General features: G+C 71.6%; 26 protein-coding genes. 13 read left to right on the top strand and 13 right to left on the bottom strand.

Annotation, left to right across the window (positions count from 1 at the left end):
- Nucleotides 1–101: 101 nt before the first annotated feature.
- Nucleotides 102–887, bottom strand: coding sequence for a hypothetical protein (locus tag ACIRPU_RS14050; RefSeq protein ID WP_403866165.1), 786 nt, complete (start codon nucleotides 885–887; stop codon nucleotides 102–104).
- Nucleotides 888–1,152: 265 nt separating this feature from the next.
- On the opposite strand from ACIRPU_RS14050, the gene ACIRPU_RS14045 reads away from it, so the two are divergent.
- The 4 genes from ACIRPU_RS14045 to ACIRPU_RS14030 all read left to right on the top strand — a co-directional run bounded on the left by ACIRPU_RS14045 (nucleotide 1,153) and on the right by ACIRPU_RS14030 (nucleotide 5,163).
- Complete coding sequence (locus tag ACIRPU_RS14045; RefSeq protein WP_403866162.1) at nucleotides 1,153–2,112, top strand: nucleoside hydrolase; 960 nt, start codon at nucleotides 1,153–1,155, stop codon at nucleotides 2,110–2,112.
- 66 nt (nucleotides 2,113–2,178) lie between these two features.
- A complete protein-coding gene (locus tag ACIRPU_RS14040; protein ID WP_403866159.1) occupies nucleotides 2,179–2,334 on the top strand; it encodes a hypothetical protein in 156 nt (51 codons plus the stop codon).
- Between the two features lie 301 nt (nucleotides 2,335–2,635).
- The gene (locus tag ACIRPU_RS14035; protein ID WP_403866156.1) at nucleotides 2,636–3,787 is read left to right on the top strand and encodes a DUF3500 domain-containing protein; all 1,152 of its coding nucleotides are present in this window, start codon (nucleotides 2,636–2,638) and stop codon (nucleotides 3,785–3,787) included.
- Nucleotides 3,788–3,789: 2 nt separating this feature from the next.
- Nucleotides 3,790–5,163, top strand: coding sequence for a HupE/UreJ family protein (locus ACIRPU_RS14030; RefSeq protein ID WP_403866153.1), 1,374 nt, complete (start codon nucleotides 3,790–3,792; stop codon nucleotides 5,161–5,163).
- 245 nt (nucleotides 5,164–5,408) lie between these two features.
- On the opposite strand, the gene ACIRPU_RS14025 is transcribed toward ACIRPU_RS14030, so the two are convergent.
- Nucleotides 5,409–6,377 carry an LAETG motif-containing sortase-dependent surface protein gene (locus ACIRPU_RS14025; RefSeq protein WP_403866150.1) on the bottom strand — a complete coding sequence of 323 codons (969 nt, stop codon included), beginning with the start codon at nucleotides 6,375–6,377 and terminating at the stop codon, nucleotides 5,409–5,411.
- Nucleotides 6,378–6,644: 267 nt separating this feature from the next.
- On the opposite strand from ACIRPU_RS14025, the gene ACIRPU_RS14020 reads away from it, so the two are divergent.
- Together ACIRPU_RS14020 and ACIRPU_RS14015 are read left to right on the top strand one after the other, a co-directional pair.
- Nucleotides 6,645–8,294 (top strand): glycoside hydrolase family 13 protein, encoded by a 1,650-nt coding sequence (locus ACIRPU_RS14020; RefSeq protein ID WP_403866147.1) that lies wholly within the window; start codon nucleotides 6,645–6,647, stop codon nucleotides 8,292–8,294.
- 156 nt (nucleotides 8,295–8,450) lie between these two features.
- The gene (locus tag ACIRPU_RS14015; RefSeq protein ID WP_403866144.1) at nucleotides 8,451–11,813 is read left to right on the top strand and encodes a S8 family peptidase; all 3,363 of its coding nucleotides are present in this window, start codon (nucleotides 8,451–8,453) and stop codon (nucleotides 11,811–11,813) included.
- Nucleotides 11,814–11,879: 66 nt separating this feature from the next.
- Here the strand turns inward: ACIRPU_RS14015 and ACIRPU_RS14010 are convergent, their stop codons facing one another.
- Nucleotides 11,880–12,605 carry a DUF4142 domain-containing protein gene (locus tag ACIRPU_RS14010; RefSeq protein ID WP_403866267.1) on the bottom strand — a complete coding sequence of 242 codons (726 nt, stop codon included), beginning with the start codon at nucleotides 12,603–12,605 and terminating at the stop codon, nucleotides 11,880–11,882.
- Between the two features lie 217 nt (nucleotides 12,606–12,822).
- Between ACIRPU_RS14010 and ACIRPU_RS14005 the strand changes: the two genes are divergently transcribed.
- Both ACIRPU_RS14005 and ACIRPU_RS14000 read left to right on the top strand, forming a co-directional pair.
- Nucleotides 12,823–13,494: an O-methyltransferase gene (locus ACIRPU_RS14005; RefSeq protein WP_403866264.1), complete on the top strand. Its 672-nt coding sequence runs from the start codon at nucleotides 12,823–12,825 to the stop codon at nucleotides 13,492–13,494.
- A gap of 56 nt (nucleotides 13,495–13,550) precedes the next feature.
- A complete protein-coding gene (locus ACIRPU_RS14000) occupies nucleotides 13,551–14,267 on the top strand; it encodes an MOSC domain-containing protein (RefSeq protein WP_403866141.1) in 717 nt (238 codons plus the stop codon).
- Nucleotides 14,268–14,307: 40 nt separating this feature from the next.
- On the opposite strand, the gene ACIRPU_RS13995 is transcribed toward ACIRPU_RS14000, so the two are convergent.
- Genes ACIRPU_RS13995 through ACIRPU_RS13985 form a run of 3 tightly spaced genes read right to left on the bottom strand, consistent with a single transcriptional unit; the run spans nucleotide 14,308 to nucleotide 15,650 of the window.
- Complete coding sequence (locus tag ACIRPU_RS13995) at nucleotides 14,308–14,553, bottom strand: hypothetical protein (RefSeq protein ID WP_389507921.1); 246 nt, start codon at nucleotides 14,551–14,553, stop codon at nucleotides 14,308–14,310.
- Between the two features lie 9 nt (nucleotides 14,554–14,562).
- Nucleotides 14,563–14,790 (bottom strand): DUF397 domain-containing protein, encoded by a 228-nt coding sequence (locus ACIRPU_RS13990; protein WP_403866138.1) that lies wholly within the window; start codon nucleotides 14,788–14,790, stop codon nucleotides 14,563–14,565.
- A gap of 8 nt (nucleotides 14,791–14,798) precedes the next feature.
- Nucleotides 14,799–15,650 carry a helix-turn-helix domain-containing protein gene (locus tag ACIRPU_RS13985; RefSeq protein WP_403866135.1) on the bottom strand — a complete coding sequence of 284 codons (852 nt, stop codon included), beginning with the start codon at nucleotides 15,648–15,650 and terminating at the stop codon, nucleotides 14,799–14,801.
- A gap of 202 nt (nucleotides 15,651–15,852) precedes the next feature.
- On the opposite strand from ACIRPU_RS13985, the gene ACIRPU_RS13980 reads away from it, so the two are divergent.
- Together ACIRPU_RS13980 and ACIRPU_RS13975 are read left to right on the top strand one after the other, a co-directional pair.
- Complete coding sequence (locus ACIRPU_RS13980) at nucleotides 15,853–16,278, top strand: ATP-binding protein (protein WP_403866132.1); 426 nt, start codon at nucleotides 15,853–15,855, stop codon at nucleotides 16,276–16,278.
- 50 nt (nucleotides 16,279–16,328) lie between these two features.
- A complete protein-coding gene (locus tag ACIRPU_RS13975) occupies nucleotides 16,329–16,589 on the top strand; it encodes a hypothetical protein (protein ID WP_403866129.1) in 261 nt (86 codons plus the stop codon).
- A 29-nt stretch (nucleotides 16,590–16,618) separates the two neighbouring features.
- Here ACIRPU_RS13975 and ACIRPU_RS13970 read toward each other — a convergent pair whose 3' ends face one another.
- Together ACIRPU_RS13970 and ACIRPU_RS13965 are read right to left on the bottom strand one after the other, a co-directional pair.
- On the bottom strand, nucleotides 16,619–18,043 hold the full coding sequence (locus tag ACIRPU_RS13970) for a HupE/UreJ family protein (RefSeq protein WP_403866127.1): 1,425 nt from the start codon (nucleotides 18,041–18,043) through the stop codon (nucleotides 16,619–16,621).
- Nucleotides 18,040–19,257 carry a DUF3500 domain-containing protein gene (locus ACIRPU_RS13965; protein ID WP_403866124.1) on the bottom strand — a complete coding sequence of 406 codons (1,218 nt, stop codon included), beginning with the start codon at nucleotides 19,255–19,257 and terminating at the stop codon, nucleotides 18,040–18,042. Before ACIRPU_RS13965 ends, ACIRPU_RS13970 begins: the two co-directional genes overlap by 4 nt.
- Nucleotides 19,258–19,788: 531 nt before the next feature.
- On the opposite strand from ACIRPU_RS13965, the gene ACIRPU_RS13960 reads away from it, so the two are divergent.
- Both ACIRPU_RS13960 and ACIRPU_RS13955 read left to right on the top strand, forming a co-directional pair.
- Nucleotides 19,789–20,493: a DUF6445 family protein gene (locus tag ACIRPU_RS13960; protein WP_403866121.1), complete on the top strand. Its 705-nt coding sequence runs from the start codon at nucleotides 19,789–19,791 to the stop codon at nucleotides 20,491–20,493.
- A 122-nt stretch (nucleotides 20,494–20,615) separates the two neighbouring features.
- Nucleotides 20,616–21,677, top strand: a complete 1,062-nt coding sequence (locus ACIRPU_RS13955; RefSeq protein ID WP_403866118.1) for a M20/M25/M40 family metallo-hydrolase — start codon at nucleotides 20,616–20,618, stop codon at nucleotides 21,675–21,677.
- Here the strand turns inward: ACIRPU_RS13955 and ACIRPU_RS13950 are convergent.
- Together ACIRPU_RS13950 and ACIRPU_RS13945 are read right to left on the bottom strand one after the other, a co-directional pair.
- A complete protein-coding gene (locus ACIRPU_RS13950; protein WP_403866115.1) occupies nucleotides 21,674–22,594 on the bottom strand; it encodes a hypothetical protein in 921 nt (306 codons plus the stop codon). The genes ACIRPU_RS13955 and ACIRPU_RS13950 overlap by 4 nt on opposite strands.
- Nucleotides 22,595–22,704: 110 nt before the next feature.
- A complete protein-coding gene (locus ACIRPU_RS13945) occupies nucleotides 22,705–23,247 on the bottom strand; it encodes an FxLYD domain-containing protein (protein WP_403866112.1) in 543 nt (180 codons plus the stop codon).
- 168 nt (nucleotides 23,248–23,415) lie between these two features.
- Between ACIRPU_RS13945 and ACIRPU_RS13940 the strand changes: the two genes are divergently transcribed.
- Complete coding sequence (locus ACIRPU_RS13940; protein WP_403866109.1) at nucleotides 23,416–23,904, top strand: hypothetical protein; 489 nt, start codon at nucleotides 23,416–23,418, stop codon at nucleotides 23,902–23,904.
- 27 nt (nucleotides 23,905–23,931) lie between these two features.
- On the opposite strand, the gene ACIRPU_RS13935 is transcribed toward ACIRPU_RS13940, so the two are convergent.
- From ACIRPU_RS13935 to ACIRPU_RS13925, 3 genes are all read right to left on the bottom strand, one after another.
- Nucleotides 23,932–24,756 carry a M23 family metallopeptidase gene (locus tag ACIRPU_RS13935; RefSeq protein ID WP_403866107.1) on the bottom strand — a complete coding sequence of 275 codons (825 nt, stop codon included), beginning with the start codon at nucleotides 24,754–24,756 and terminating at the stop codon, nucleotides 23,932–23,934.
- Between the two features lie 62 nt (nucleotides 24,757–24,818).
- A complete protein-coding gene (locus tag ACIRPU_RS13930; RefSeq protein WP_403866104.1) occupies nucleotides 24,819–25,811 on the bottom strand; it encodes a glycoside hydrolase family 26 protein in 993 nt (330 codons plus the stop codon).
- A gap of 170 nt (nucleotides 25,812–25,981) precedes the next feature.
- Nucleotides 25,982–26,449 (bottom strand): GNAT family N-acetyltransferase, encoded by a 468-nt coding sequence (locus tag ACIRPU_RS13925; RefSeq protein WP_403866101.1) that lies wholly within the window; start codon nucleotides 26,447–26,449, stop codon nucleotides 25,982–25,984.
- Between the last annotated feature and the right edge of the window lie 83 nt (nucleotides 26,450–26,532).

Below are 26,532 nucleotides of genomic sequence, written 5' to 3'. Positions count from 1 at the left end.
CCCTCTGAGCCCGCGGCTCCTGAGCCCGCACCCGTCCGCACCCTCTGCGCCGGCACCCGCACGTGCCCGCCGGGACCTCTGCCTCGGACCGGGCCCGCGCCTCAGACCCGCACCTTCCCCTGCTGCCTGACGTCGGCCAGCCGCCGGACGCCGAGCTGGACGGCCGCCTGGGTCGCCGCGTTCGGCGCGTCGTTCAGGCCGCCGTTGGTGAGGGCGAAGGCGTCCTCCCCGGCCCGGACGGCGGCGACGTCCAGGGTGAGGGCGGTCGGGTCGCCGCCGGGGTTCTCCTCGGCCGTCGCCCAGATCGTCAGGGTCACGCGCAGGCCCTGGCGGACGTCTCCCACCTCCGGCAGCGGCAGCTCGGAGACCTGCGCGTCCAGCACGGTGTCGCCGGTCGCCTTGGCCGTGAACCGGGCGCACTTCTGCGGCATCGTCTTCAGCCAGGCCAGCTTGGCGTCGACGTCCGCCGGACGACTGCCGCTGAGCTGGTAGCGGAGCTGGGCGCCGGCGTCCGGGTCGTCGAGTCCGACGACCGCGCGGGCCGGGCCGCCGAGCAGCTCGTCGGCGTAGAGGGCGTCTAGGAGTTTCTGGCAGTCGGGGGTGGAGGTGGTCGCCTTGAGCATGCCGTCCCGCCAGGTGGCGGCGCCTTGGGTCGGGGTCCAGGGCGCGCCGAGGTCGGTTTCGGTGATGAGGGCGGCGCGCGCCTGCGCCTCGGTGAGGACCGGGGAGGTGGTCGGCGCGGTGGGCTTGGCCGAGGACCGCTCGACGGTCGGCGTGGCCGGGTCGGCGGTCGGCGGGTGCTCCAGACCGAGGGTGGCGCAGCCGCTGGTGAGGGTGGCGACCGTGACGAGGAGGAGCGTGGCGGCCAGGAGGTTGGGACGGGCCATCGGGGGGTGCCTCCAAGGGTGCGCGCGGATGCCTCCTCTCACGGCAACACCGGTCCCACGAGCCGACCAGCGCGGCGGGCCGTACGGGTTACCGACGTTGCTGCGGGCGAGTGGCGCGGGCGGGTGGCACGCGGGGATCGGGGCGGGGGCGGTGGCACGCCGGGCCGGGGCGCGGGCGGTGGCGCGTGGGACGGGGCTGTGGGGGTGAACGCCCCCGCATAGGGTCGGTGGTGACGGCGAACGTGGTGTGGAAGGAGTCCCGAAGGTGACCGAGCAGCCCATCCCCGTGATCATCGACTGCGACACGGGTGTCGACGACGCCCTCGCCCTGCTGTTCGCCGTCCGCCATCCCGGCCTGGACGTGCGGGCGGTGACGTGCGTGGCCGGGAACACGGATGTGGACGGCGTGGTCCGCAACACGCTGACCGTGCTGGAGTACGCGGGCGCCGGCGACATCCCGGTCGCCCGGGGCGCCGAGCGGCCGCTGATCGAACCGGTCCGCACGGCGAGCCATGTGCACGGGCAGGACGGCATGGGCGACCTGGGCCTGCCCGCCCCGACCCGCAGGGCGGTGGACGTGGACGCGGTCACGTTGCTGCGCCGCGAGATCCTCGCCTCTCCCCGACCGGTCACCCTCATCCCCACCGCCCCGCTGACGAACATCGCGTTGCTGCTGCGCACCCACCCGGAGGTGACCCGCAACATCGAGCGGATCGTCTTCATGGGCGGCGCGGTGACGACCGGGAACGCCACGCCGGTCGCGGAGTTCAACGTGTGGCACGACCCGGAGGCGGCCGCGATCCTGCTCACCGCGGGCGTGCCGATCACCATGTATGGCCTGGACGTGTTCCAGCGGGTCCTGGTGCCGGCGGCGGACGTGGCGCGGCTGCGGGCGAGCCCGGAGCCGCGCCTCCGGCTGGCGGGTGAGCTGCTGGCCCACCGTGACCCGGCCACCTCGGGCGACCCCACGCCCACCGGCGGCCTCGGCGACGCGGGCGCGGTCTGCGCGGTAATCGACCCGGCGGGCCTGACGACCGAGCTGCTCCCGGTGGAGGTCTCACTGGCCCCCGGTCCGGCCCGCGGCCAGACGGTCGTCGACCGCCGTCCGCGCCCCGGAGAGTCCGAGATCCACGAGGGCGTACGCGAACAGACTCTCGTGGACGTGGCGTTGGACGTGGACGTGGAGCGCTACGTGAAGCTGTGGCTGACGGCGCTGGAGGGCTAGCCCCTCAAGCTGCTCAAGTCCCTCAAAGCCGCGACGGCCGCCGAGTTCGCGGCGGGCGTCCGCTCCGTGGAGAAGCAGAAGGCGCCGATCGACTGCACGCCGTTCCGGACAGGCACGGTCACCCAAGGCATCGGCGCCGGCGCCATGGCGCACCTGGCCACCTGGCGCTTCGCCTATTCGATCCCCGGCGTACGCGACTGGATCATGCGCCGGTCCAAGTGACACGCGCCCGCATCCACGCGGGACGCCCACAGCGGGCCCAGCCCGACGCCCAACCCGACGCCCGGCCGGCCGCGGCTACGACTGCGACGAGTACCGCCGCCCGCGGATCCGCCGGGTGCGACGCGACGGCCTCCACGAGGCCTTCCTCGGCCTCCTGTCCGCATGAGCACTCATCGTCACGTACGTCGTCGTTGTAAGGAAATGTTGTGAGTGTGCCGTGGGACCTCACAGGTCGGTTTGGTAGACCGTTTGGAACAGAAAACGCCATTCGGCGTCCCGGCCTGAGGAGACACGACCCACCATGCGCAAACACCTTGCCGTCACCTCCGGCGCCGTACTGTCGGCGGCTCTCGTGGTCAGTGGCTGCGGTTCGAGTGATTCCTCGTCGACCTCGTCGTCGAGCGCTTCGGCGCAGCAGGGCGGCGGCCCGGGGGGCGGGGGCATGGGCATGCAGCAGGTCACGGAGGTCAACCTCAACACCGACGGGGTGAGCCCGGGCGGCGCCAACACCGCGGCGGTCGTCAAGGCGGTGAACGCGTTCCTGGCCACCCTGGACGACACCAAGCGGGACAAGGTCGAGTACGACTTCTCGGACAACAAAGCGCGGCAGACCTGGTCGAACTTCCCCGCGACCACCGTGCCCCGCGAGGGCATCGAGCTGTCCGATCTCAGCACCGCCCAGCAGAAGGCCGCCGCCGCGGTGCTCGAGACGGCGCTGAGCTCCAGCGGGGCCGAGGAGGACGCCGACATCCAGAAGGCCGACGACGAGCTGAACCGGCTCGGCGGCCAGGGGGCGGACGGCTTCGGCGCGCTGAAGGACTACTACTTCGCCGTGTACGGGACGCCGTCGACGACGGAGCCGTTCATGGTCCAGTTCGGTGGGCACCACCTGGCCCGCAACCTCACCTACAACGGCGACAAGGTCAGCCAGACCCCGCAGTTCGTCGGCTCCGAGCCGACGTCGTTCACCTCCGGCGGCACCACGGTCGAGCCGGTCAAGGCCGAGTCGACGGCCATGTTCGCCATGCTGTCGTCGCTCACCGCCGAGCAGAAGAAGAGCGCGGAGATCACCTCAGGGACGTTCGACGACCTGGTCATGGGACCCGGCAAGGACTCGGGAGAGTTCCCCACCTCCGAGGGGCTGCTGGGGTCGGAGCTGACCGCCGCCCAGAAGAAGAAGGTCCTGGCCGCGATCGAGTCGTACGTCGGCGACCTCGACGGCACGGCCGCCGCCAAGGTGATGGCCACGTACGAGGCCGAGTTGGACAAGACCCGCATCGGCTGGTCCAACAACACCGGCCCGACCGACGAGAACAGCTACATCCGCATCGACGGCCCGAGCGTGTGGATCGAGTTCATCAACACCCGTAGCCAGAGCACCCCCGACATCCATTACCACTCGGTGTACCGGGACAAGACCAACGACTACGGCAGCACCAAGCCGACGAGCTGAGCATGCACCCCATCACGCTGTCCCGACCGTCCCGACCGTCCCGACCGTCCCGACCGTCCCGACCGGGGCACAGCGCACGGCGGCAGCCCCGGCGCGGCCCGCTCGGCAGGTGGGCGGCCCGCGCCGGGGCGCTGCTCGCCTGTCTCGCGATCGCGCTGACCACGGCGACGCTCGTCACCCCGACGCGCGCGGACGCCCATCCGCTCAGCACCACGGCGATCCTGCTCGACGCCTCGTCGGACCGGGTGACGGGCGTGGTGGAGCTGCCCATCGACCGGCTCGCCCTCGCCCTCGACCAGCCCCTCACGCCCACGACCGTCGTCGAACCGGCCCAGCGCGAGGAACTGCGCCGCTACGTCCTCAGCCACACCTCCGCTGCCGACCAGGACGGCACGCGGTGGACCACCACCGTCACCGGCGGCCGCGTCAAGAAGATCGACGGCGTCCAACACCTCGTCTACGACCTCGTCCTGAAGCCGCCGAACGGCACGGTGCACGACTTCGAGCTCACCTACGACGGCATCGTGCACCATCTGCTGTCCCACCAGATCCTCGTGTCGCTCCGCCCCGAAGGATCCGACAGCTACACCGCCGTGGGCGTGCTCGACTGGCAGCAGCACACCCTCGCGGTTCCGGCCGCCGCCGGCGCCGACACCGGGACCGGGTTCGTCGCCGCCGTGCGCCTGGGCGTCCGGCACATCGCCGAAGGCGCCGACCACCTGCTGTTCCTCGTCATGCTCCTGCTGCCCGCACCGCTGCTCGCCCGCCGCGGCCGCTGGGTCCGCGCCGACGACCTGCGCCGCAACTGCCTGCGCGTCGTGCACGTCGTCACCGCCTTCGCCGTCGGCCACTCGATCACCCTCGCCCTCGCGGCCCTCGGCTACATCGGCGCCCCTACGCGCGTGGTGGAAAGCATGATCGCCCTGTCCATCCTGGTCTCCGGCGTCCACGCCGTCCGACCGCTCGTCCCCCGGGGCGAGCCGTGGATCGCCGCCGGATTCGGGCTCATGCACGGCCTCGCCTTCGCCACGCTGCTGGGCGGCCTCGACCTCGGCCGCGGCTCCCTGGTCGTCGAGCTGTTGGGATTCAACCTCGGCATCGAGCTGACCCAGCTCATGGTCGTAGCCCTGCTCATGCCGTCCCTGCTCGTCCTCAGCCGGACGCGGATCTATCCGGCGGTACGCCTCACCGTCGCGGGGATCGGCATCGTGCTGGCCGCGGCATGGCTCGCCGAACGCACCACCCTGCTCGCGAACAATCCGCTCAACCGCGTCAGCGACACGCTCATCGCGCATCCGTTCGTCGTCGCCGGCACCCTCGCGGTCATGGCAGCGGCCGGTTGGGTCATCCGTCCGCTGCGTACGGCCGAGGCCTGACGAACCCGGGACAGGCCCTTCCTCCAGGCCCTCCAAGGCCCTCCAAGGCCCTCAGGCCCCTCGCCACACATGCTTTCGCGCCTCTCCAGGGCAGAACGCGGGCCTGGGGACATTGCCCCCGGACCCGCGTCGCGTCGGCCGAGTCAACCCCTCGGCCACTCAGCCCCTCAGTAACTCCCCCGCGTGACCCGCGTGACCCGCGTGACCCGCGTCCCCCGTGTCACTCGTGTCTCCCGTGTCCCGGGTCAGCCGCGCAGTGCCTTGCGGCGCCGTGTCGCGACGACGATCGCCGCGCCGCCCGCCAGCAGCGCGGCCGCGCCGCCCGCGATCAGCGGGGTGTTGCTGTCCGCACCGGTCTCGGCGAGGTCGCCGCCGCCACCGTTGGGCGTGGGGGCCGGCGCGCTGGTCGACTCGGACGCGGACGGCGTCGGCGTGCTCGACTCCGACTCCGGCGCGGACGGCGACGGGGACGTGCTCTCGGACGCCGACTCGGCAGGCTCCGACGGCTCCGAAGGCTCCGACGGGGTCGAGGCGGACGGCGAAGGCGACCCGCCGCCCCCGGCCGGCGGGGAGGACGGCGGCTGCTCGGTGACCGTGCAGTCCTTCGTGCCGCCGTTCCAGGCCGCGATCAGCTTGTCCTTGATGACCGGACGGTCCGGCCCCTTGGGCAGGTCCCCGTGGACGAACCCGTCCTTCGCGTCGAGCTTGCCGTCGAACTTGACCGCGCCCCGGTAGAGGTCGATCTGCGCGTAGCAGCCCGCGTCGGGCACGGAGATGTCGAGGGTGTCGGTCTGACCGTGCTTGACCGTCACGCTGTCGAAGTCGACGAAGACCTGCTCGCCGGAGGTGCCGAAGCTGGCGCCGTGGGCGAGGTAGGAGGCGAGGGAGGCGGTGCACGTCGACGCGTCGCCGGCGGCGCGGACCTTGACGTGGATCTTGCCGTCCTCGGTCGGCTTGAGGTTCTGGTCGTCGACCCGGACCGACTTGTAGAAGTTCGTGCCGTCGAGCGAGAACTCGCAGCGGTCGGTCTGCGTCTCGGTGCCCGCGCCGGTCCCCGGCTGGTACTGGCCGCCGGACTTCCAGCCGTCGCCACCGGGCGTGCCGGTACTGGCGAAGGCGCCGGAAGCGGCGGCGGCGGAAGCGGCGCACAGGGTGAGCGAAGCGGCGCCCGTCCCCAGCAGGCGGCGCACGGTGAGACGTCTCGCTATGGACATGCGAATCCATTCTTGGCGAATGCCAGGACTCATCGGCCGGAGCTGAGCGGCCGGGGCTGATTGGTCAGATCAGAAGAAGAAACACCAGGCCCTCCGGTCACAGGGGCCACAGCGTGGGCCCATCGTCGTGGGGACGACAGACCGCTGTCAACCTGCTTCAAACCTCAGGGAGTTCAAATTTCCGTCACATCTCCCTCACGTGCGGAATGATCCACTCCGAACGGCTCGCACGTTCTCTTTCCGGGCAAGCTGGACAGACTTCCGCACATGACCGACTTCTCCTCCCACCGCCCCGACTGGTGGCGCCAGGCCGTCGTCTACCAGGTCTATCCGCGCAGTTTCGCCGACGCGGACGGCGACGGACTGGGGGACCTGCGAGGCATCACCGACCGGCTTCCCCACCTGGCGGGACTCGGCGTGGACGCCCTCTGGCTCTCCCCCTTCTACCCGTCCGAGCTCGCCGACGGCGGCTACGACGTCGCCGACCACCGGGACGTGGACCCGCGCCTGGGTTCCCTGGCCGACTTCGACGCGCTGGCCGCCGAGGCCCACCGTCTCGGGCTGAAGGTGGTCGTCGACCTCGTCCCCAACCACACCTCCCACCAGCACCCCTGGTTCCAGGAGGCGCTGGCCGCCGGCCCCGGCTCCCCGGCCCGCGAGCGCTACGTCTTCCGCGACGGACGCGGCCCGAGCGGCGAACTCCCGCCCACCGACTGGCAGTCGGTCTTCGGCGGCAGCGCCTGGCAGCGCGTCCCCGACGGCCAGTGGTACCTGCACCTCTTCGCCCGTGAGCAGCCCGACCTGAACTGGGACCACGAGGAGATCCGCGAGGACTTCCGCACCACCCTGCGCTTCTGGTCCGACCGGGGCGTCGACGGCTTCCGCGTGGACGTGGCCCACGCCCTCGCCAAGGACCTCGCCGAACCCCTCCGCGACCTGGGCACACCGGAACTCGCGGGCGAGGACGCCCTCGCCCATCTGCCCCCCGGAACCCACCCCTTCTACGACCGCGACGAGGTCCACGAGATCTACCGCGACTGGCGCCGCGTCCTCGACTCCTACACCCCGCCCCGCACGGCGGTCGCCGAGGCCTGGGTCCCGGGCGCCCGCCGCGCCCTCTACGCCCGGCCCGAGGAACTGAACCAGGCGTTCAACTTCGAGTATCTGCAGACGGGCTGGGACGCCGAGGCGATCCGTACGGTCGTCACCGAGTCTCTGGCCACCGCCCGCGCGGTCGGCGCCTCGGCCACCTGGGTGCTGTCCAACCACGACGTCCTGCGCCACACCTCCCGCCTCATGCTGCCGCCGGGCACGGACGACAACGCCTGGCTCCTCTCGGGCGGCCACGCCCCGCGCGTCGACGAGGCGGCCGGCCTGCGCCGGGCCCGCGCGGCGACGCTGCTGATGCTGGCGCTGCCGGGATCGTCGTACGTCTACCAGGGCGAGGAACTGGGCCTGCCCGAGGTCGCCGACCTGCCCGTGGAGGTGCTCCAGGACCCGCTCTGGGAGCAGACGGGCCGCGTCCGCAAGGGCCGCGACGGCTGCCGGGTGCCGCTGCCGTGGACGACGGCGGGATCGTCGTACGGCTTCGGCGCGGCCGGCGCCTGGCTGCCGCAGCCGCCCTACTTCGCGCGGTACGCCGTCGAGGCCCAGGAGGGGGTGCAGGGCTCCACCCTGGAGCTCTACCGCACGGCCCTGCGCCTGCGCCGCAAGCTGCTCGACGGCGAGGACCTCGACTGGCTGGGGGACGACACCCCGCCGGGGGTGCTGGCCTTCGCCCGCCACGACGGCTGGCGGTGCGTGACCAACCTGTCGGAGACGCCGGTGCCGCTGCCTCCGGGGGAGGTGCTGCTGAGCAGCGTTCCCCTCGACGCCGACGGGCGGCTGGGCCCGGACACGACGGTCTGGCTGGCCTGATCCAAACGACAGGCCCTAGGGAACCCGTAACGGCCCCGACCGGGGCCGAAGGGGAAGTGGAAGTGGGCGTGAAACATTCCGGTCCGCGCACCTCGTCTGTTCAGAGTGAGGCACATGTTCCCTCGTGTGCCCGAATTGCCTCTCTGAGGAGGACAGTTGCGCGGAAGACACCACGGACCCGGCACGGCCGTCATGGCGGCGGCGCTCGCGCTGGTCGCGGGAACGGCCGGCGCGCTGCCGGCCGTCGCCGCCCCGGTCGCGGCCGGCGCGCCCGTCGCCGCGGGGACGGGCACCGCCGCCCCCGCGACCCACTGGATCACTCTCATCACGGGTGACCGGGTGGGGGTGAGCGCGGCGGGCGAGCCGGTCCGGATCGTGCCCGGCGAGGGCCGCGAGCACATACCCGTGAGGATCGAGCGGACCGAGGAACACACCCTGGTCCTCCCGCTGGACGCCCGGCCGCTGCTGGAGGCGGGCCAGGTCGACGAGCGGTTGTTCGACATCGAGGAACTCGACGCCGCCGCGTACCGGAAGCGCCACGCGGCGGACACCGGGCTCATCGTCGGGTACCGCGAATCGTCCGCGGGCACGGCCGCCGTCCAGGCGGCCCGGAGCCTGAAGTCCGCGTTACGCGCGGACGGCGGGGCCGAGGTCCGACGTTCCCTCCCCGGGATCGGCGCCGAGGCGCTCACCGTGCCCGACGCCTCGGCGGGAGACATCTGGAAGACCCTGACCCGGCCCATTGGCGCGGTCCGCACCGGACAGCGCGGCGCCGCCCCCGGCCTGCGGCGGATCTCCCTCGACAGCGTGCGCCGGGCGAGCCTCGACAAGAGCGCTGCGCAGATCGGTGTGCCCGCGGCCCGCCAGGCCGGCTACGACGGCCAAGGGGTGCGGATCGCGGTCCTGGACACCGGAGTCGACGAGACGCACCCCGACCTCCAGGGCCGGCAGGAGGCCGAGCGGAACTTCTCCGCCTCGCCCGACACCAAGGACCGCTTCGGCCACGGCACCCATGTGGCGTCCATCGCGGCCGGTACGGGAGCGAAGTCCGGCGGCGCCTTCGAGGGGGTCGCCCCGGGCGCCCGGATCCTCGACGGCAAGGTGATCGACGACGACGGCTACGCCAGCGAGTCCGCCGTCGTCGCCGGCCTGGAATGGGCGGCCGCCCAGAACGCGGACATCGTCAACCTGAGTCTCGGCGGCCAGGACTGGCCCGGCGTCGACCTGGTGGAGGAGGCCGTCAACCGGATCACGACCGACAGCGGCGTCCTCGTCGTGGCCGCCGCGGGCAACGCGGGCCCGGACGCGGGCACCGTCTCGTCGCCCGCCAGTGCCGAGAAGGCGCTGGCGGTGGGCGCGGTCGACGCGAACGACGCCGTCGCCCCGTTCTCCGGCCGCGGTCCGACCGCCGACAACCTCGTGGTCAAGCCGGACATCGCGGCGCCCGGGGTGGACATCACCGCCGCCGTGGCGCCCGACAGCGTGATGGCCCGGCAGTACGGCGAGCAGCCGCCCGGATACGCCACGATCTCGGGCACGTCGATGGCGACCCCGCATGTGGCGGGCGCGGCGGCGCTGCTCAAGCAGCAGCATCCCAGCTGGAAGAGCGCGGAGCTCAAGGCCGTGCTCGTGGCCGCCGCCCGGCCGGTCGGCGCGGACGCGTTCTCGGCGGGCGGCGGTCGCGTCGACGTCGCCGCGGCCATCGGGCAGACGGTCGTCTCCGAGCCCACCGCGGTGACGTTCGCCCGGCAGGCCTACCCCCACGCGGACGACGAACCCGTCACCCAGCGGATCACCTACCGCAATCTCGGCTCCGAGCCGGTCACCCTCGACCTGTCGGCGGCCGTCGTCGGCCCCGACGGGAAGCCCGGCCCGGCGGACATGTTCACGCTCGACGCCGAGCGGCTGACCGTCCCCGCGAACGGGACCGCCACGGTCGGTCTGACGGCCGACACCCGGCCCGGCGGCGACGTCAACGGTGTGTACACCGGGACCGTGACGGCCCGGGGGACGGACCAGACCGTCCGGACGACCGCGGTCGTCGAGCGTGAGGTCGAGACGTACGAGGTGACGGTGCGGCACCTCGGCACCGACGGCGAGCCGGCCACCGACTACTGGCCCTCGCTGTACGGGCTCACCGGCCTGGGCGTCGCGGGCCTCGACTATTCGAAGATGACCCGGACCGGCATCTACACGGCACGTCTGCCGAAGGGCGTCTACTTCCTCGACGCGACGATCACCGGCTCGGACGGGACCGACAGCCGGATCACGGCACCGCACTTCGAGGTCACCGAGGACACGAAGGTCACGCTGGACGCGCGTACCGCGAAGCCGATGGACATCACCGGCCCCGACCCCGCAGCGGAACGGGTGTCGGCCGAGATGTTCACCGAGCTGACCACCCCGGATTTCAACACCTCGTCCGGCATGGCCGATACGTCCTTCGCGTCCCTGCGCAGCGCACAGCTCGGCCCGGACTTCTCGACCGAGGGCACCCTCTACCAGGGGTTCAACGCGCTCGACATCAACGGGACGAAGGAGTACCGCTTCGCCTACGGCGGTAACGTGACCCGGCTGGCCACCGGATTCGCGCGTACGGCGAAGCAGGCCGAGATGGCGGAGATCAGCACCGCGGAGGGGGCCACGGTCTCCGGCAAGCAGGGACTGCTCTTCGCCCGACCGGTCGTCCCGGACGTCTTCGGCTCCATCATGAGTCCGGGAGTCACACGCCCGCTGCCCGTGGCGACGACGACGTACGTGACGACGGAAGGCACCGACTGGGTCATCGGGCTGGACCAGTACGACGACACGGGGAGCTATCCCGAGCTGTCGCACGGCACGAGGGTGGAGCGGTACGAACCCGGGCAGTCCTACCGCCGTGACCTGGGCGTCGGGGTCTTCGGCCCCGCGCTGGGAGCCGACGAGGGCGTCTTCCGCGACGGTGACGCCATCACCGTATGCCTCACCCCCTTCAGGGACGGCACCGGCAACTGGAGCTACGCGAACGACGACGCCCTCACGGCCACGCTGTACCGGGACGGGGCCGTGGTGGCCTCCACACCGGACCTCCTGGGCTGCTGGAACGGGGTCACCGTCCCGGCGGAGCCCGGCGACTTCCGGCTCACGGCCACCGCCACCCGCGGCGGTCCCGCCACCGCGCCCACCGAGGTCTCGATGGCCTGGACCTTCACCTCAGGCCACACCACCGCCGAGGAGGCGCTGCCGATCTCCGTGGTCCGCTTCACCCCGCGTCTCGGCCTCGACTCGACGGCCGAGGCCGGAGCGGTCGTCCGGGTGCCGGTTTCGGTGCTCGGGGCCGCCGCCGGAAAGAACCTCAAGTCGCTCACCGTCGAGGTCAGTTACGACGGAAAGACCTGGAAGAAGGCGAAGGCGGCCAAGGGCGGCTTCCTGGTCCGCAACCCCGCGGCCGGCCGGAGCGTCTCGCTGCGCGCCGTCGTGGTCGACAAGCAGGGCAACACACTGACCCAGACGGTCAGTAACGCCTACCGGGCCAAGTAGCGACACGGGAGCGGGCCCGGCCGACAGGCGTCGGCCGGGCCCGCTCAGCGTCTCTCGGCCTCTGGGCTACTGGCCGTTGCCCGCCACGGCGGGACCGAGGTCCAGCGGGGTGGACGTGGCGGTCGCCGGCGGGGTGAGGACGACCATCGGCTGGCCGGCGGGCGGGACCGGGGGGGTCAGATCCGACTTGGGCAGCTTGGGCGCCGTGGTCTGGTTGAACAGGGTGGTGTCGAAGTCGACCAGCCCCGTCTTCTCCATCACCGTGATGTGGTCCAGGACGGTGTTGTTGGCCTGGTCGGCGAGAGCGCGGACCAGCGTGTTCTTGGTGGTGGACCGGATCTTGGCGATCGTGTTGAAGATCGAACCGTGCGTCATCCGCAGGATGTTGGCGAAGTCGGTGTCGAACTGCTTGCCGCTCTCGGCCTTCAGCTGGACGACGAAACCCTCCTGCTGGGGGCTGGCCACGTTGGGCAGGGTGATGTTCAGCATCGGAGCGATCTTGCGGCAGCTCTCGTCCAGCGCGCCGTGGCCGTCGATCAGGTGCTCGCTGGCGGTGAGGACGGCCTTGCTCTGCCCCTTCTGGAGCCCGATCTGGCCCAGCGGGTACTCCCACAGACCGGCGGCCCGCACCTTCACCACGAAGTCCCGGTCGCCCTCTGTCAGCGGACCCCACTGCGTGTTGGCGATGATCCGGTCGGTCGAGGTCGACACGGTGTCAAGTCCGAGCATCGATGGGTAGGCCAGTGCGCTGAGTGTCAGCGTCAGCGCACCGCCGACGAACAGGGTTCCCATCATGTTTCGCGAAATTGGCACCGTGCCTCCTGCCCGGTCGGGGGTTCCGCCGCTATGTCGATGTGTCGTGCCCGGTGGGGGCGGACACACAGGAGTACGGACGCGGGGCCGAACGTACTCACCGTCCTGATCGAAAAGTTGATGGACGGGGCACACGGACGGGGGTAAGTTCCCATAAGAAACTTACTCCGGCCCGTGCGGGACAACGAAGGGACCCCTGGTGCAGCAGACCTGGACCGTCGTCGACGACTACTTCAACGGCCTGCTGGTGGACGAGGACGAAGCCCTGCGGGCAGCGGGTGAGGGCAGCGAGGCGGCCGGCCTGCCACCGCACCAGGTGGCGCCCAACCAGGGCAAGTTGCTGCACCTGATCGCCCGCGTCCAGGGTGCCCGCAGCATCCTGGAGATCGGCACCCTCGGCGGCTACAGCACGGTGTGGCTCGCCCGCGCCCTGCCCGAGGGCGGCCGCCTGGTGACCCTGGAGGCGGACGGACGGCACGCGGAGGTGGCGGCGGCGAACATCGCGGCTGCGGGCCTGGAGGGAGTGGTGGACCTACGGGTCGGCAAGGCCTCGGACACCCTGCCGGTGCTCGCCGCCGAGCTCGGTGACGACCGCTTCGACCTGGTCTTCATCGACGCGGACAAGCCGTCCAACCCGCTCTACCTGGAGTGGGCCCTGCGCCTGACCCGCCCCGGCAGCGTCATCGTCGGCGACAACGTGGTGCGCGAGGGCGCGGTCACGGACGCCGACAGCACCGATCCCCGCGTCCAGGGAGTCCGCGGCTTCACCGAACTGATCGCACAGCACCCCAAGTTGACCGCGACCGCGGTGCAGACGGTGGGCGCGAAAGGGTACGACGGCTTCGTACTGGCACTGGTGACGGACTGAGAACCTGGACCTGGACCTGAACCTGAACCGGGACGGACGGACGAGGGGGCGTGGGGATGACGGTCGCGCGATTGGTCGGGATCACGTACTACCCGGTGAAGGGCTGCGCCGGGACGGAACTCCCGGAGGCGGAGCTCACGAGCACCGGTCTGCTCCACGACCGCACCTACGCGGTCGCCGACGAGAAGGGCGACCTGCGCTGGCAGTGGGGCGACCCCGGGCTGGCCCTGATCACACCGGAGCTGACGGAGGGCGAGCTGACGTTGCGGGCGCCCGGCCGCGACCCGGTGCGGGCGGACGGCGCGGACGTGCACGACTGGCTCACGGAGGTACTGGGCACCCCGAGCACCCTGGTCCGCCCCCCGGCCGGCAACAACGGCCGCCTGCACCTCGTCTCCCGGGCCAGCCTGGACGCCCTGAACCACCGGATCACCGAACGCGGAGCCACCCCCCTCCCGATGAACCGCTTCCGGCCCAACCTGGTGGTGGACGGCTGGGACACCCCCCACACGGAGGACGGCGCGGCCCGCCTCACCATCGCCGGCACGGAGCTGGCCTTCACCGAGGACACGATCCGCTGCGCCATCACGATGGTCGACCAGCGCACCGGCCGCCGCTCGGGCCCGGAACCCCTGCGCACCCTCGCCGACTACCGCCGGGCGGACGACGCCGGAGTCGCCTTCGGCGCCTACTTCGAGGTCCGGCGAGCGGGGAAGGTGTCGATCGGCGACGAGGTGGTGGTGACCTCGGGCGCGAGCGGGAGTTCGGCTTAGAGGGGGATGCCCCGCCGTGCCCCTGGCTCCCCTGGAGGCCCTAGATGCCCTCGATGCGCTTCATGCCTTCCATGGCCTTCGCCAGGCGGCGGGTCTGGAGGGCGCGCCTGATCGTGTGGATGCGGACGGCGGTGAACACGGCGACGGCGAGGCCGAGGGCGGCCCCGATCCACTCGCCGTCGCGGATGGCCGCGTAGAAGAGGAGGACGCTGAAGGGCACGCCGACGACGACGAGCAGGGGTTCGCGCACCCAGAACGGGAGGGCGCGCAGGATGAGACCGATCATCCGGTCACTTCAGCAGGCGCGGCCTGAGCGGGCTGTGATGGAGGCCACAATTCCGGGAGTTCCTGTGCGTATGGCGTGCAGAAACTGAGCGAGGGGGGCCGGGGCGGTGGCAAGGACGGTGCCGGGGGCGTCCGACTCGCGGAGGTGCAGCGTGGCGGAGGTGGAGGCGAGCTCTACGCAGTCGTTGCCGTCGGCTCCGCCGGAGAAGGATGACTTCTGCCAACTGTCGGGAGTCATTGTGGACCTCACAATTCCTTGGCCACGCTGTGGATGAAGTCACGCGAGCGGTCCGGGGCGAGTGACGCGTCCTCAATTTTCCGAAAGATCGTGCGCGCGGAACTGAGTTGGGCTTCGGAATCGATGAAGACGGTGCCGAGGAGGGTGTCGCGAACCACGGTATCCAGTTTGGCCACGGTTCCTCCCGAGTAGGTCATGGCGCTCCCGGCCCGGGTGAAGTTGTCCAGGTCGAACGGGATGGCCCGCACAGTGACGTTGTCTGCCTCGGAAAGTTCCAGAATCCGAGCGAGTTGAGTACGCGAGGCCATGCGGTCGCCGACTCTGATGCGCAGTGCCGCCTCGTGGATCACCGCGCTGTACGGGACGGCTGTCGGGCCCTCGATGATCACGCGGCGGGCGTTGCGATGCCGGACACGCAACTCCAGTTCTTCCTGGGTGAGTTCGGGTACCCGCGACGAGAAGACGGCGTGCGCGTACTCCTCCGTCTGGAGAAGGCCGGGTACGTAGAGGACGGCTACGTCGTGCCGGAACTTCGCGTGGTGGTCCAGTTCCGACAGGTCCAAGAACGACGTCGGCAGCAGCCCTCGGTACTCCTCCCACCAGCCCCGTGCCCGATCGGTGGCCATGGCGACCAGGGCATCAATGAACTGCCCGTCCGTGCAGGAATAGTGGGATGCCAGGCGGCGAAGCCGCTCTTCGCTCACGCCCGCGAGTGCGGACTCGATGTGGCTGATCTGGACGGGGCTGACGCCGAGCAGGGCCGCCGCCTCGCGAGCGGTGAGGTCGGCTGCTTCACGAAGTCTGCGCAGCTCAGCCGCCAATCGCTTTTGACGTGCGGTGGGTTCGCGCCTCAGCGCCATTGACTGCTCCTCGGACAACGCGCCTGCGGACACAACTCGTTCGAGGGCAAGATTACGCGATCAGCTTGCTCAGTATGAAGCTTTAGGTCTACCGTCGGTGACGTAACGCACACGCTGCGGAAGTGCACCGATCCGTCCTGCCATGACGGCTGAGGCAATGCCACCGCGCGCGCATCCCACCCCCCACCTTTGGAGCTACCCCATGCCCGAAACCGCCCCCGCCCCTGCCTCGGACTCCTGGGAGTACTCCCTCTACATCCCCAGTGACCCCCGCGCGGTCACCGTCTGCCGCCGCACCCTGCGCCTGATCCTGACGTTGCACGGCCTGATCCACCTGGTCGACACCGCGGAGCTGCTCGCCTCGGAGCTGGTCTCCAACGCCGTACTGCACACCAAGGGCCCCGCCTGCCTGCGTCTCCGCTTCCGGGACGGCGTTCTCCAGATCGGCGCCTGGGACGCGGACCCCGAACCGCCCGAGCCGCCCCGCAGACTGGAGGACCTGACCGACGCGGAGAACGGCCGGGGCATGGCCCTGGTGCGGGCCTGCTCCGACCTCTGGCACTGGCAGCCACTGTCGCGCATGGGTCACCGGGGCAAGTTGGTGTGGTGCGAACTGAACGCGGCGTAGCTCGTTGAGTCACGTCGGATGGCGTGATCCGACGGATGTGGAGGGATCTCATGACCGCGATGCAGTACTTCTGGCGACACCCCCTCGCACAGGAGGTGCGCGAACAAGGTCGTGAAGAAGGGCGTGAAGAAGGGCGAGTCGCCGATCGGGTCGATATGACTCTTCGCATCCTGGAGTGGCGTGGCATCCCGGTGCCGGACGCCGTCCGTGAGCGCGTCGAAGCCTGCACCGACCTCGATCAGCTCACCGTCTGGTCGCAGCGCGCCGTTCACGCCACCACTGCCGACGACCTGGTCGCCGTCCCGCAGTGACCCCGGCAGGGGCTGCCGTCCACCGGGGTTCACCGCCGCGCCACGTGCTGGCCGCCGCTCCGGGAGAGGGAGGGGTCGGCGGCGGGAGCCGTGTCCTCCTCGGCCGGTGGGAGGGCCACGTCTGGCCGGGGCCTCAGGCGGAGGGTCATCGTCCAGGCGGTCGTGGCGAGGGCCGTCGCCGTGAGGGTTACCAGCAGCAGGGTGGTGTGGGCGCCGGCGCTGTCGGCGGCTCGGGCGACGGGGTTGGGCAGGCCCAGGCGGTCGGCCAGCCAGCCGACGGCCGCCACACCCGTGAGGACCGCGCCGGTCAGCCGTAGCGCGGGCTGCGCCCGCAGGCGGGCCAGGGCCAGCAGGGAGGGCAGGGCCAGGCAGACCAGCAGGAACTGGACGAGTTCGATGCCGAGGTTGAAGCCCAGGAGGCTGGTCACCAGTTGGCCGGTGGACAGGTGCATCTCGGCCAGCACGAACGAGAACGCCATGCCGTGGCCGAGCCCGAAGACGCCCGCCACCAGCGCTTCCTTGCCCGGGAAGAGGGGTCGGATCGCGTGCACCGCGCCGACGAGGACGCTGAAGGCGATGAACGCCTCGACCGGGCGGCCGGGGATCGAGATGTCGCCCAGCGCGGTGAGGGCCAGCGCGACGGAGTGGCCGACGGTGAAGGCGAGCGTGATCCGGCCGATGCGGGCGAGGGCGGAACGGGCGCCGACGAGACCGTCCCAGCGGCGTCCGGTGGCCGCCAGCGGTGCGGGCAGCAGCAGGACGAGCAGGAACAGCAGATGGTCGGTGCCGGTGAGGATGTGGTCGCCGCCGAGTTCGACCATGGCGACGAAGCCGCGCCAGACGCTGCCCGCGCCGAGGTCGACCTTCAGGGCCGGGACGGACATGGTCCCGGTGTCGATGCGGATCGTGCCGACCTGGGTGGCGCCCTCCCCGTCGACCTGACCGCTGGACCAGTCCTGGCGGACCGTCACCAGCGCGGTGTGCGTGACGACCTGGTGGACGATGACGTCGTAGTCGAAGGTGAAGTGCCGTACGTCGGCGCCGGCCGGCGGGGTGAGCTCGGCCTGGGCGACCAGCTCGCGGTACGTGCCGGTGTCGGTCTGTACGGCACGGCTCAGGGTGAGCCGGCCGACGGCGACCTGCCAGGCCCTGCCCTGGGTGGTGGTCGGGTGGATGTGTGCGCCGAGGTAGGCGCGGATCGCCCCGGCCCGCGCGGACAGCGTGGCCGAGGTGGCCTTGGTCAGGTCGATCCCGCTGGCCCGGGAGAAGTCGTCGACGGGCAGTTCCAGCCGTGCGGAGACGGAAGCCTGGTACACGTCGAGCTGGACCACCGAGTGCGGCATCGGATGCGCGGCGGCCGGCGACGCCCCGAGCAGGAGCGTCGCCGGTACCGCGATCGCGATCCCGGCAACCCAGCGGAGCGCTGTGGTCAGCCAGTTTCGCGGTCCGGTCATGAGAAGGAGAACTCGTTGCCGTAGTCGCGGGTACGGTCCCGGTACACGGTGTGGTAGTGGATCTGGTCCCGGTAGACCACGCCGTTCTGGCAGACGAACTCGATCCACACGCTGGGACCGTCGATCCGGACGTAGTCGCCCTGGGTGTCCAGGCCGGTGCCGCCGGAGTAGGCGATGTACGTCTTGTTCAGCTCACGCTCGTACGTCTTCAGGAGCTGCTTCGCGGTGGCGTCGTCCACGTCGGCGACCCAGGGGTGGATGGCCTCCAGGACCAGCTTCTTCTGCTTGGCGGACAGAGAGCTGACCGGAATGCCTTCCTTGGTCTCCGGGAACTTGCCGTCCTGGTCCGGGCCGAGGAGCACGTCGCTGAAGGACGTGGACAGCTTGGCGGTGGCCAGCTGCGTGTCGCTCAGGCTGCCGGTCAGCTTGAGCAGGCCGTCGCGGAACTTCGCCATCGGCGCGTACGTGGTGCCGTCCTCGGCGGTCCAGCTGGTCGGCTCGACGCCGCTGAAGAACGGGCTGGCGCCCGCCACCTTGCCGTCCTTGTACGTGATGTTCACGGCGAGGTGGTGGCCGCCGAAGTGCAGCTGCCAGGTGCCGGTCGCCGACGGGGTGCCCAGGAACGCCAGGAAGTAGACGCCGCTGCCGTAGCCGCCACCGCCGGGGCCGCCGCCGGTGCCGCCGGAGGGCGGGGCGCCGGTCGGGACGTCGGTCGGGACGGCGGTGGTCGTGGAACTGGCGGTCGCGGACGGGTCGGCCGAGGGCGCGCCGGTCGCGCTGTCCGTCGGTGCGGCGGACGAGGAGCTGGTGCTCCCCGCCGAGTTGAGCACCTCGTCGGCCAGGAGTGTCTGCATGACGTGGTCGTAGCCGGTGTCCTTGCCGGACCCCAGGGCCACCTTCAACACGTTCTCAAGAGCGGTCAGTTGGTCTTCGCTCAGCGAGCCGGTCTGGATGCCGGGGCGGCAGGAGGAGCCGCACGGCAGGTTCGACCACGCGGTGGCGTTCTCCTCGGTGAAGTCCAGCAGCGTCTCCGTCTGCTGGGTCGAGTCGAGGGTGTTGAGGAACGTGTTGGCGGCGCTGACCACGGCCGCGACGCCGGCGGCCTTCTTGTTGACCGGGTAGTGGACGCCTGCGGCCGCCTTCTGCGCGTCACCGCTCGTCGAAGCATTGGCTACCGCAAATCCACCGCCGACGAGGACGACTCCGGCGGCCACGCCGGCCACGCCTCGCCACGTGCGTCGCTTGCGTGCCTGACTGGTTCTTTCCCTACTCACGAACACTCCCTTGAGACAAAGTCCGGGATGGCGTGCCGACCATGCGGGCAGCACCCGTCGACTGGCTGTGGGGTCGCGAAGTCCCGCTCCAACTAGGGGAGTTGGGGCATGGACGGATCAGATGGCGGGCCGAATCCGGCCTGCCTGCGATGGATAAGGAAATTATCAGCGACATTGTTGACACCTCAATGCCGGAGTCTCGGGACGGGCCCGTTTTGGGTGCCGTACGTCGCATATCCAAGGCGTTTGCTAAGTTGGTTGACAGGTTTCGCACATCGCCGCTTCAGCCGACCGGCGGCAGTCGTGCGGCACCCGTCCCCCAGCCGCCCCGGCGCCGCCCCCGGTCCGTGCCGTCGGGCTCGCGTGGTTGACGAACCGTTGACCGCCTCGACGAAATGTTGACCACTTCGCGGAGGAGTGCGGACGAACGGAAGGGCGAGTCATGAGGATCCCCCGACCTAGATTCGCTGCATGTCCATGCCACAGCGGCCCCACCAGCCCGCGAGGGCTGCCGCCACGCTCCCCGTGCTCCCCTACCGCAAGCCCACCAAGGGCCGCGACTACTGGGTGATCGACGACGTCTTCCCCGAGGCCGACATCACCGCGATCCGCGAGCGCTGTCTCGCCAAGGACGACTGGGTCAAGGGCTACCCGTACACCTCGGAGAGCTGGCCGGGACTGCGCACCATGCCCGGACTCGAACCCGGTGAACTCGGGCGGGTGGAGCGGCTGGTGAGGAACGCGACGGGAGCCGGGAAGCTGTGGGTGCAGCGGGCGCCCGGCGGCGGGACCCTCAACCACAACTGCGTCCAGGTGGTGGGAGAGGGCGAGAGCACACCCCGGCCGCACTCCGACTCCCGGGCGCTGTGCCGGTACGCGGCCGTGCTGTACCTCAACCCGGCCGTCCCCAAGGACTGCGGCACCAGCTTCTACCGGCAGTCCCTGCCCGGCGGGCGGCTCGGCGGCAACGTCGTCCAGGCCCCGCACAACAACCTCGTCGAGGCGCTCGGCACCCGGTTCGTCGCCCCGGACGCCTTCGAGGAGGACGTACGGGTCCCCCACAAGGCCAACCGGCTGCTCCTCTACCACGCCAACCTCGTGCACAGCGCGACCGGTTACTCCGGCACGACCCTGGAGGAGAAGCGGATGACGGCCGTCTTCTTCTGGATGGCCTGAGACCGTCGGAGTGCCTGAGGCCGGCGGAATGGAGTGGCCTGAGAGCGGCCTACGGTCTGAGACCGTCGGAAGTGTCGGAATGGTCCGAGGCGGGCTGAGAGCGTCCGTCAGACGACATCGTCGTGCCGGCCGGCGAGTGCCGCGCCGGTCACCAGGCCGACCGCGATCGCGGTGACGATCGTGACGGCAGCGCCGACTGCAAGGGCAACATCGTCATGCACCTCACCGCGCTGCGGGCACTCGGCGAGAACCTCCCGGTGGGGCTGAAGCTCGTCGCGGAGGGGTCCGAGGAGCAGGGCACCGGCGGACTGGAGGCGTACGTCGCCCAGCACCCGGAGCAGTTCCTCGCCGACGCCCTGCTGGTGTGCGACACCGGCAACGCGGAGGTCGGCACCGGCACCGCGACCATCACCCTGCGCGGCCTCGCCAACCTCGTCGTCACCGTCGACACCCTCAAGGGCGAGATCCACTCCGGCATGTTCGGCGGCCCGGCCCCCGACGCGCTCGCGGCACTGATCCAGATGCTCTCCACCCTGCGCGACCCGGTCACCGGCTCGACCCGCGTCGACGGCCTGGTCTGCGACGGGACATGGCAGGGCGAGGACTACCCGGAGGACCGGTTCCGCGCCGACGCCGGTGTCCTGGACGGCGTACGGCTCACCGGCACCGGCACGGTCGCCGACCGGCTGTGGGCGAGACCCGCCGTCACGGTCCTCGGCATCGACTGCCCGCCGGTCGTCGGTTCCGCAGCCGCCGTCCCGCCCACCGCCCGCGCCCGGGTCAGCCTGCGCGTCCCGCCCGGCACGGACGCGGACGCCGCCCGCGAGGCCCTCACCCGGCATCTCACCGAGGCCGCGCCCTGGGGCGCGAAGGTCACCGTCGAGCCGGAGGGCACCGGATCGCCCTTCCGCGCCGCCACCGACGGCCCCGCGTACACCGCCCTCGGCACGGCCGTGCGGGAGGTCTACGGCAAACCGCTCGCCTTCCTCGGGCAGGGCGGATCCATCCCCCTGTGCAACGTCCTCGCCACCACCTTCCCCCGCGCCGAGATCATCCTCATGGGCGTGGAGGAACCCCGCTGTCTCATCCACGCCCCCGACGAGAGCGTCGACCCGACCGAGATCGAGCACATGGCCCACGTGGAGGCGCTGTTCCTGCGGGAGTTCGCGAGGACGAGGAGCTAGCCCGGTCTCCGGCTGCGGCTCCGGCGCCTGCTCCGGTCGCGGTGCGGGCCGCCCCGCCGCCGGTGCCGCCGCCACAGCCACACCGCTCCCGTGCCCACCGACGCCGCCGTCAGCGCGAGCCCCAGGACCGGCCAGTTGCCGCCCGCGATGCGCAGGTCGGCGACGAGTACGCCGATGATCAGCGCCACCGGTACCAGCAGGGACAGCAGGGCACGGCCCGCGCCGGCGAGGGCGGCCGGGTCGGGGCGGCGGCGCGGGGGTGGGGCGTCGTCGTCCGCCCCGGCCGTCGGGAAGTAGAAGCGGACGGCCCGGTCGTTGAGCCGGGTGGTGGCGCGGTCGTAGGAGTTCGCCATGTAGGGCAGCCAGACGAGCGGCGCGGCCAGGCCGACGAGGATCACGGCGGCGAGCAGCAGCCAGCGCGCGGCCTGCGCCGACCGGCGAGGACGGCCGCCGGGACCGGCCGGCGTGATGAGGCCGAGCAGACGGGCCATGCGCAGGGTGAGGTTCCACAGGACGATCGGGCGGATGCGCCGACCGGAAGGTCGGGAGGGACCCGAGGGGCCGGCATGGCTGGAGGAGCCTGAGGGGTCTGAGGGGCTGGAGGGGCCTGGTGGGCCGGGTGGGTCGGCGGTGTGGGCGGCCAGGCCGGCGCGGGCCGCGGGGACGTCGTCGTACACCCCTTGCAGGACCAGGAGTTCGGCCGCGCGGTCCCGCTCCTTCGGGTCCCGGCCGGTCAGCGCGGCCAGTTCGAGGATCGTTCGGGTCTGGCGGAGCAGGGCGGCGCAGAACGCGACCGGGATGAGCAGGAGGAACGGGCCGCCCACGAACGCGCCTTCGGTGACCGTGGCGCGGCGGCCCCGGGCGAGCAACTGGGCTCGGGTGGGCGGCGGTTCGGTCGACGTCGTGCGGTCCGCCACCGGACCCAGGTGGCGTACCGCGAACAGGGCCAGATGCTCGGGGAGGCGGTGGGGGTCGGTGACGATCTCCCGCAGCAGTCGGCCCGCGACGGACGTCTCCGCGGTCGGCGTCAGTACCGCACCGCCCGGGCCACCTCCGCCTTCACCTCGCCGGACAGCGTGCGGTTGCTGCGAGCCGTCTCCTTGCCGGTCTTGCCCGCGGCCACGTCGGCGACGGTGGTGACGACCGTGTCGAGCCGGTTGCCGGAGGAGTCGGTGAAGTCGACCTGCACGGCGAAGGACTTCGACGCGTCGGTGGTGTTGGAGACGGTGACCTCGACGGTGGCCCGGCCGTCCTGGTCGGTGTCCGGGGCGCCGAGTTTCACGTCGGACTTCACGTCGACGCCGTCCTTGATCTCGCCCAGCTCGCGGCCCGCCTTCGCCGTCGCCGACGCGAGCGCCGAGGCTCCCCCGGACGCGAGGTCGGAGGCGAAGCCGGAGGCCAGGGAGGACGCGGCGGCGGTGGCTTCCCTGCCCAGCGACTCGGCCGCCGAGGCTGCCTTGCTGGCCGCGGACGACACCGACGAGGGGGTGTTTTCGTCCGAGCAGCCGGTGAGCACGGTGGCGCAACAGATCGCCGCCGCCGTCAGCAGCACGCCCTTGGTGCGTCGCATCTTGTCTCCTCCTGGGGGGTCCGCGGGCCTCCCTCCAGTGAAGGGGCGGTCCGGCCCGTCCGCATGCCGGGTCACCCGTACGGCGCACCCCCGTGGTGGCGGCACCCGTCCGGACGGATGGTCGGTGCAGTGCAGTGCAGAACACCGACACAGAGACGGGGTGGCGCCATGAGCGATCAGCCGCACTCCCAGCCGTCGCAGGGGCCCCGGGTGTGGGACCCGTCCCATCAGGGCACCGGTTCGCCGGGCATGGGCTCGCCGCCGCCCGCGGGGGGTGGACTGGTCGCCGGCGGGGTCGTCTTCGGCGGCGTGCTCATGTTCGTCAGCGGCTTCCTCGCCGTGTTCCAGGGCATCGCCGCGATCGCCGAGGACGACGTGTACGCCCGGGTCGCCCAGTATGCCTACGAGATGAACCTCACCGCCTGGGGCTGGATCCTGGTGATCGTGGGCGTCGTGGCCGTGCTGACCGGATACGGGCTGCTCAGCGGAGGCGAGTGGGCCGGGTGGGCCCGGATCAGCGGCATCGTGCTGGCCTCCCTGAGCCTGATCCTCCAGTTCCTGTTCCTGCCGTACGCGCCGTTCTGGGCGGTCATCCAGATCTCCATCGACGTCTTCGTGATCTGGGCGCTGGCCGCCTACCGCCCCCAGCAGACGTAGTCCTTCCAGCACGGCCGCCGCCCGCGGTCAGGGCAGCGCGGACGCTCCTGCCACCTGGACGTCCTTCCGGCGCAGCCAGGGCAGGGGCGGCACCGCGGACCCGACGTACGGGGTGATCCGCACCTCGAAGTGCAGATGCGGGCCGGTGACGTTGCCGGTCGCGCCGGACAGGCCGATGCGCTGACCGGCGCTCACGCGTCCCCCCTTGCGCACGTCGATGCGCGACAGGTGGGCGTACTGCGTGAAGTAGCCGTCGCGATGGCGGATCACGACCTGGTTGCCGAATCCGTCGCCGCAGGTCGTGGCGCGGACGGTGCCGGAGCCGACGGCGTACACCGGGGTACCGGAGTCCACGGCGAAGTCCTGGCCGGTGTGCCGGTGGGCCCAGCGGGAGCCCTTGGCGGCGTAGCCCGCGGAGAGCCAGTAGCGGCGGGTCGGGGCCGTCCAGGGGTGCGCGCGCCGCTCCGGCGGGCGGCTCCGGTCGCCGAACGGACAGCGGCTGTCCTGTCCGGACGGGTCGACGGCGACCGGATCGCCTGAGTTCCTCCCGGTGGCCCACAGCAGGTCCCACAGCCCGGCGCGGACGGTCTTACGGCGGCGTTCGGCGTCCTCGACCTCCGTGGGAGAGGCGTCGGACTCGCGCAGCCTGTCGACCCGCTCACGAGCCCGCTCGTGCGCGCGGACGGCACGGGCGGCCTCCTTGCGGAACCCGTCACTCTCGGCTCCCGCGGGCACGGCGGCGAGCGCGAGCAGCAGGAGGACCGGCAGCAGGAGGGCCGGCAGGGCGGCCCCGGTCGCGCCACGGAGGCGCGCGCGCGTTCGCGGGAGACGCGCGTGGTGTTCTCGTCCCATCGTGTGATCATCGGACCGGTAGGGCGGGTGGGAGCGGCAGGCGGCCCGCGTGGCGGCCGGGTTCAGCCGAACGGCCCCCCGACCAACGACCGGTACACGGCCGACGACCGTGGATTGCCGGAACACCGCCACACGCCGTGCGGGCAGTAGTCGCTGATGGTCTGGTACAGCGGCCGCTGCTCGGCGAACCAGGTGAGCATGCCCCGTACGTACTCCGGGTTGTCGCCGTTGCGGTACAGCCCCCACTCCGGATACGAGACCGGCTTTCCGTGCGCCCGCGCGAACCGCACATGCGCGGCGAGGCCGTACGGCTCGGCGACCTGTTCCTCGAAGGACATGCCGTGGGGCTGGTCGTAGGCGTCCATACCGATGACGTCGACGTACCGGTCGCCGGGATAGCACTCGTTCCAGGGGACGGCGTCCAGCCCGCGACTGGGCGTGAACTCGAACCGGAACCGCTGCCCCGCGTCCACGGACCGCATGGCGTCGACGATCCGCGCCCAGTACCGCTTCCAGGCCTCCGGGTCGGGCCCGCACCGGTGCGTGTAGGTGATCCCGTTCATCTCCCACCCCACCACCAGCACGGCATCGGGCACCCCGAGCGCGACGAGCCGCCGGGCCAGCACCCGGAAGTGCTCGTCGTACTCCCCGCGCGCCCCTCGGCGCAGCTCGTCCCGCACGACCTGGTCGGGCACATGCTCCTCGGTGTGCTCGAGCATCGGCACGTTGAGCACGAACATCCGGTCGGCGCGCTCCCGCCGCCACCGCGCCCAGTACTCCAGGTACCCGGGCGTCCCCTCGATGTTGCTCCACCGGTCGCCCGGCAGATAGGCGTGCCCGACCCGAGGCGTCGCCGCCCCGAGCCACCCGTCGAGCGCCGCGATCCGCCGCATACCGGCGGCGTCGTACCCGACGTACGCCCCGAAGGCCCCGGGCGGCGCACCGACCCCCCGCCCGACGGGTACGCAGGCGGGCCCGGCGAGCAGGGCACAGGCGACGAGGAGCGCGGTCAGCGGCGCCCGAAGGGCGCGAAGGGCGCGAAGGAAGCGAAACACCGGCTCATGATGAAGCCGCCGCCCCCTCCTCCACCCCGAACCCGCCCCGGAACCACCCGGACCGGGGACGGGACCGGCGACGGGAGCGGGGACGGGGAGAGGGCGGGGAGGGGGCGGGGAGGGGGCCGGAGGCGGGGTCAGAGACGGGTCAGGGGTGCGAGCGGGTCGGGTCAGGGGTGGGATCGGGGACGGGGTCGGGGATGGGGCGCGCGCACCAGGAACACGTCGACGGCGTCCTCGTGTTCGAACGTGAAGCCGTGCCGTTCGTAGAGACGGCGGGCCGGACTGCCCTGAAGGACGTCGACGCGCAGCCGGAGCGCCGAGCGGTCGGCCGTCTCGACCAGCTCCCGCAGGACGGCGGTCCCGATACCCCGCCCCTGGGCGTGCGGCGCGAGATAGAAGTGCTCCAGCCAGTGCGCGTCGTCCGCCGGGCGCAGGGCCACACAGCCGGCGAGGAGGCCGTCGAGCTCGATGATCCGGGTGTGCGCGGGCACGAACCCGTCGCGCAGCCGCTGCCGTACACGGTGCTCGTCGTAGCGCCCGAGCCGCTCCAGATCGGCCCGCATCGCCACCGCCCGCACCTCCGCCACGGCCTCGACGTCGTCCGCCGTGGCCGGTCGGAGCACCCAGTCCGCCATGGCGCGGATGCTACGACCGGAAAGCGGCAACCCGCTACGGGCCCGGCGGCGACCACACACGCACCAAGCATGGCCGCACGACC

Origin of the sequence: Streptomyces sp. NPDC102259 (genome assembly GCF_044766465.1) — a bacterium.
Taxonomy (GTDB): Bacteria; Actinomycetota; Actinomycetes; order Streptomycetales; family Streptomycetaceae; genus Streptomyces.
This window is presented reverse-complemented; position numbering and strand designations above follow the sequence as displayed.